Raw genomic sequence first — 5736 nt, 5'->3', positions numbered from 1 at the left:
CCCTCGCGTACTGAAACGCTGACCCTCTCCCCCTGCCCCTCTCCCGCTCGCGGGAGAGGGGAGCAAACCATCTCGGGTTCGCCTGCTTCGCTTACTTCTTCAACAGCGCGCACTTCGACTCGGCCGGCGTCGTGAACGCCTGGTCGCCCGGGATCGTCGTCACGATCTTCAGGTAGTCCCACGGCTTCTTCGAATCGGCCGGCGCCTTCACCTGCATCAGGTACATGTCGTGGATGTTGCGGCCATCGGCACGGATGTAGCTCTTGTTGTAGAAGTCGCTGATCTTCATCTTCTTCAGCTCGGCCATGACCTTGTCCGGATCATCGGTCTTGGCGGCTTCCACGGCCTTCAGGTACGTGCTGATCGCGGAGTAGTCGGCGGCCTGCAGGCTGCTCGGCATCTTCTTCATCTTGCCGAAGAAGCGGTTCGCGAATTTGCGCGTGTCGTCGTTCATGTCCCAGTACCAGCTGTCGGTCATCAGCAGGCCTTCGGTGTTCTTCAGACCCAGCGAGTGAATGTCGTTGATGAACATCAGCAGGCCGGCGATCTTCATGTTCTTCGTGATGCCGAATTCCTTGGCCGCCTTGATCGAGTTGATCGTGTCGCCGCCAGCGTTGGCCAGGCCCAGGATGTCAGCCTTCGACGCCTGTGCCTGCAGCAGGAACGACGAGAAGTCCGATGCCGACAGCGGGTGGCGCACCGAACCCACCACCGTGCCGCCATTGGCCTTCACCACGGCTGCCGTGTCGTTCTCGAGCGAATGACCGAAAGCGTAGTCGGCAGTCAGGAAGAACCACTTCTTGCCGCCCTGCTTGACCACAGCGCTGCCGGTGCCCTTGGCCAGCGCCACCGTGTCATAGGCGTAGTGCACCGTGTACGGCGAGCACTCTTCGTTCGTCAGTCGGGCAGTGCCCGCGCCCACGTTGAAGTAGACGCGCTTCTTTTCCTGCGCCACCTTGTTCATGGCCAGGCCGGTAGCCGAGTTGGTGCCGCCCAGCAGCATGTCCAGACCCTGCTGGTCCATCCACTCGCGCGCCTTCGAGGCGGCGATGTCGGCCTTGTTCTGGTGGTCAGCCGAAACCAGTTCGATCGGCTTGCCCAGCACCTTGCCACCGTGATCCTCGATGGCCATCTTTACCGCTTCCAGGCCGCCCGGGCCGTCGATGTCGGCGTACAGGCCCGACATGTCGGTGATGTAGCCGATCTTTACCGTGTCACCCGAAACCTGCGCCGAAGCGCCGCCTGCAAACGCACCAAGGACAGTCGCCGCCACTGCGACGGCCAGTCGAGTCATCTTCATTTGTTGTCTCCTGAGTTGCGGCAGCGCAGTCACGCCGCCCGTTCCTGCCACCAATGCGAGTTAAATGCGACCACGGCACCGCAGGCGCGGCGCCGTCGATCAGACCCCAAGCAGTTCGTTGAGCACGGGCATCTTGGCCTGCAGCTCGTTCGCGGCGAAGCGTTCGACGATCGCGCCGTGCTCCATCACGTAGAAGCGGTCAGCCAGCGGCGCGGCGAAGCGGAAGTTCTGCTCCACCATCACCACCGTGTAGCCCTTCTTCTTGAGCATCAGGATCATGCGGGCCAGCGCCTGCACGATGACCGGCGCCAGGCCTTCGGAAATCTCGTCGAGCAGCAGCAGGTTCGCGCCAGTGCGCAAGATGCGGCCCACCGCCAACATCTGCTGCTCCCCGCCCGAGAGGCGCGTGCCCTGGCTCTGGCGCCGCTCCTTGAGGTTCGGGAACATCTCGTAGATCTCGGCCTCGCTCATCCCCTTGCCCGCGTTGGCGCCCTTGAGCATCGGCGGCAGCAACAGGTTTTCCTCGCACGACAGGCTCGAGAAGATCGCCCGCTCTTCGGGGCAGTAGCCGATGCCGAAGTGCGCGATCTTGTGCGTGGGCAGGCCGATCGTCTCGTGTCCGTTGACCTTGATCGATCCCTTGCGCGCGCCGGTCAGGCCCATGATCGCGCGCATGGTCGTGGTGCGGCCGGCGCCGTTACGGCCCAGCAGCGTGACCACTTCGCCGCGGTTCACGGTCAGGTCCACGCCATGCAGGATGTGGGACTCGCCGTACCAGGCGTGCAGGTCCTTGATCTCTAGCGCGGGAGTGTTGTCGTTCGCCATGGTCCGTCTCCCTTAGTGCGCGCCTTGCAGCTCGGCGTCGGCCGTGCCCATGTACGCTTCCATCACGCGCGGGTCCTTCGACACCTCCGCGTACGGGCCTTCGGCCAGGATCGCGCCGCGCTGCAACACCGTGATCTTGTCGGCGATCGACGACACCACACTCATGTTGTGCTCGACCATCAGGATCGTGCGGCCGGCGGATACTTTCTTGATCAACTGCGTCACGCGGTCCACGTCCTCATGGCCCATGCCCTGCGTGGGCTCGTCGAGCAGCATCAGCTCCGGCTCCATCGCCAGCGTGGTGGCGATCTCCAGCGCGCGCTTGCGGCCATAGGGAAGATTGACGGTGACGGTCTCGGCGTACTCGGTCAGGCCCACCTGATCGAGCAGCTCCATCGCGCGCCCGTTGAGCACATCGAGCGAACGCTCGCTACGCCAGAACTGGAACGCCGTGCCAAGCTGGCGCTGCAGGCCGATGCGCACGTTCTCGCGTACGGTCAGGTGCGGGAACACTGCCGAAATCTGGAACGAACGGATCACGCCACGGCGTGCGATCTGCGCGGGCTTCTCGCGCGTGATGTCGATGCCGTTGAACAGGATCGTGCCGGTCGTCGGCTCCAGGAATTTCGTGAGCAGATTGAAGCAGGTGGTCTTGCCCGCGCCATTCGGTCCGATCAATGCGTGAATCGAACCGCGCCGCACCCGCAGATTGACGTCGCTTACCGCAGTGAACCCTTTGAATTCCTTCGTCAGGTTCTTCGTTTCCAGGATGGTTTCCTGAGTCATAGTCTCCTGCCCGCCCTCTTGCTGCGATGCCGGATTTTGGCCGGCAACTGACAATGGTTCGAACTCCGGCGCTGTGTCGCCATGGTTGCCGCTTTGTAGGTGTGATTCGGCGCGGCTGCCGGACTGGCGCGGTGGCGCAGCACCAAGTGGAGTCTGCGGCACCGATATGCCGGCGACTATTGTGTGCGCCTGCTGCGTCGCAAAACATCGGGGTTTGCACTAGGCGTAATACATGCACGATATGTCACCCACGCGACAGACGTGCGAGCGCGTACCGACGTCTGCGAGAGACGTCGAAGCTGCGTGACGATGATGTAATCAGCAGGTCTTCATGCGGTGCGTGTTGCACCGCATACTGACTATGCAGTGACTGCTGGTGAAGGCGCCGTGACGATGTCCGGATTACCGGCGCTTGCCTTGCGATCCGCGCGGATCATATCGCTGGCGCGCTCGGCAATCATGATCGTCGGCGAGTTCGTATTGCCGGACGTGATCAACGGCATCACCGACGCATCGACCACGCGCAGACCACTGATGCCCCGCACGCGAAGGCGGTTGTCGACGACCGCGTCGGCATCGTCCGCGCCACCCATCCGGCAAGTGCCGACGGGATGGAAGATTGTCGTGCCGATCGCGCCAGCCGCTTCCGCCAGTTCCTCGTCGGTCTGGAATGTCGCGCCGGGCAGATACTCCTGCGGCTTGTAGCGCGCCAATGCCGGCGATGACACGATGCGCCGCGTCAGGCGGATCGAATCGGCGGCGACCTTGCGGTCTTCCTCAGTGGACAGATAGTTCGGCGCGATCAATGGCGCGCGACGGAAATCGGCTTCTTCGATATGCACGCTGCCGCGCGACGTGGGCCGCAGATTGCAGGCGCTCGCCGTGAAGGCATTGAAGCTGTGCAACGGATCGCCGAACTTGTCCAGCGACAGCGGCTGCACGTGGTATTCGATATTGGCGCGAGGCTGCTCGGGATCGCTGCGCGCGAACGCGCCGAGTTGCGACGGCGCCATGCTCATCGGCCCGCTCTGGTTGAAGGCGTATTGCAGGCCGATGCCAAGCTTGCCCCACCAGTGCGCCGCCTGCGTGTTGAGCGTGCGCACGCCCTGGACCTTGACCACCGAACGCAACTGCAGGTGATCCTGCAGATTCTCGCCCACGCCGCGCAGCGCGTGGCGCACGCGGATGCCCAGCGCCTGCAGCCGGTCTGGCTGGCCGATGCCCGCGAGCTCCAGCAACTGCGGCGAGCCAATCGCGCCGGCAGCAAGTATCACCTCCTGCTTCGCGCGCGCCTCGTGTGGCTGGCCACCGCCCAGGTATTGCACGCCGGTGCAGCGCAGGCCGTCCGGGCTATCGAACGTCAACGCGCTAACCTGCGCGCCGGTGACGATGGTCAGGTTGGGCCGTTCCGCCGCACGGCGCAAGAACGCCTTCGACGTATTCCATCGAATGCCGCGACGCTGGTTGACCTCGAAATAGCCCACGCCGAAGTTGTCGCCGCGATTGAAATCGTCGGTACGGGGAATGCCAGCCTGCTCGGCGGCCTCGATGAAGCACTCGAGGATTTCCCAGCGCAGCCGCTGCGCTTCCACGCGCCATTCGCCACCGGCGCCGTGGAACTCGTTCGCGCCACGGTGATGGTCCTCGCTGCGTTTGAAGAACGGCAGCACGTTGTCCCAGCGCCAGCCGTCATCGCCAGTGATGCGTGCCCAGTCGTCGTAGTCCTCGCGCTGGCCACGCATATAGATCATGCCGTTGATCGACGACGACCCGCCCAGCACGCGGCCACGCGGATAGCCGAGTGAGCGGCCGTTCAGGCCGGCTTCGGCCACGGTGCGATAGAGCCAGTCGGTGCGCGGATTGCCGATGCAATAGAGATAGCCGACTGGAATATGAATCCAGTGATAGTCGTCCTTGCCGCCCGCTTCGAGCAGCAGCACGTTGACATCGCTGTCCTGCGTCAGCCGGTTGGCCAGCACACAACCCGCCGAACCCGCACCCACGATGATGTAGTCGAACGTCTCCATTTCCCTGCGATCCTATTCAGACACCGGCAGTTACTGCTGGAATGCCCGAAATCATCGCACGACTCGGGGTGCTTCCGCCGTCAGTGCTTTGCCGGAGTCTCCAGGCGCTGCCGCAGCCAGCCGGTCAGTGCCGCAAACACCTCGCCGCGCAACGGCTCGGCTTCGTTGAAGATCTCGTGATAGCCAGTGTCGAACCAGACCATCTCGCGCAGATCCTCTGGCGCGCTCTCGAAGAAGATGCGGCTGCCTTCCGGATCGACGATGCGGTCCGCGCCACCCACGAGCATCAGCATGGGCGCTTCCAGCCTCGACGCATCAGCCAGGGCCTGCGGCATTCCCCGGAGGAATGTCTCCAGCACGCTGGCGCTGATCGTCCCTTGCACCAGCGGATCGGTGCGATATGCGCGCCCCACTTCGACATCGTGGGACAACAGCCGGGCATCAATTGGATTCGGCACACGAATACGCGGTATCAAAGCAAGCAGCATTCGATGCATCGTAAGCATGGAATTGGACAAACGAAGCGCCAGCGCGGGCGACGACAGCACCAGCGCGCGGATCGGCCGCACGCGCGCGGTGGCAAAGCGCGCAGCAATGAGTCCGCCCATGCTGTGCCCGAGCACGATCGGCAATTCGTTCCATTGCCGCATTGCACCATCGTAGATTTCGGCCAGATCGTCGAGATAGCTGTCCGGCGTGGGCGCCACCATGCGCGGCCCGCCACTCGCGCCGTGGCGCCCTCTCTGATCCATGCACCCGGCGACACCACGCGGCCTGACCGCACTCGCTCCTTGTCGC

The 5736-nt window shown here is 63.7% G+C and carries 5 protein-coding genes; all 5 read right to left on the bottom strand.

The window, feature by feature from the left end; translation table 11 throughout:
- Positions 1 to 91 precede the first annotated feature (91 nt).
- Positions 92 to 1300 carry an ABC transporter substrate-binding protein gene (locus D769_RS20075; protein WP_008648868.1) on the bottom strand — a complete coding sequence of 403 codons (1209 nt, stop codon included), beginning with the start codon at positions 1298 to 1300 and terminating at the stop codon, positions 92 to 94.
- Between the two features lie 99 nt (positions 1301 to 1399).
- Entirely contained in the window at positions 1400 to 2125 is a 726-nt protein-coding gene (locus D769_RS20070; protein WP_008648867.1) for an ABC transporter ATP-binding protein, read from the bottom strand.
- A gap of 12 nt (positions 2126 to 2137) precedes the next feature.
- Positions 2138 to 2911 (bottom strand): ABC transporter ATP-binding protein, encoded by a 774-nt coding sequence (locus tag D769_RS20065; protein WP_008648866.1) that lies wholly within the window; start codon positions 2909 to 2911, stop codon positions 2138 to 2140.
- 359 nt (positions 2912 to 3270) lie between these two features.
- Entirely contained in the window at positions 3271 to 4938 is a 1668-nt protein-coding gene (locus D769_RS20060; RefSeq protein ID WP_008648864.1) for a GMC family oxidoreductase N-terminal domain-containing protein, read from the bottom strand.
- Positions 4939 to 5018: 80 nt separating this feature from the next.
- Positions 5019 to 5736 (bottom strand): alpha/beta hydrolase (locus D769_RS20055; protein WP_052018128.1); only part of this gene is annotated, 718 nt, incomplete at its 5' end.

The organism is Cupriavidus sp. HMR-1 (assembly GCF_000319775.1).
Lineage (GTDB): Bacteria > Pseudomonadota > Gammaproteobacteria > Burkholderiales > Burkholderiaceae > Cupriavidus > Cupriavidus metallidurans.
Note: the sequence above shows the minus strand (reverse complement) of the source record. Positions and strands in the feature narration are given on the sequence as shown.

Bases quoted from the DNA above. Each gene is read 5' to 3' on its own strand.
- D769_RS20075 (WP_008648868.1), bottom strand. From the start codon at position 1,300: ATGAAGATGACTCGACTGGCCGTCGCAGTGGCGGCGACTGTCCTTGGT.
- D769_RS20070 (WP_008648867.1), bottom strand. From the start codon at position 2,125: ATGGCGAACGACAACACTCCCGCGCTAGAGATCAAGGACCTGCACGCC.
- D769_RS20065 (WP_008648866.1), bottom strand. From the start codon at position 2,911: ATGACTCAGGAAACCATCCTGGAAACGAAGAACCTGACGAAGGAATTC.
- D769_RS20060 (WP_008648864.1), bottom strand. From the start codon at position 4,938: ATGGAGACGTTCGACTACATCATCGTGGGTGCGGGTTCGGCGGGTTGT.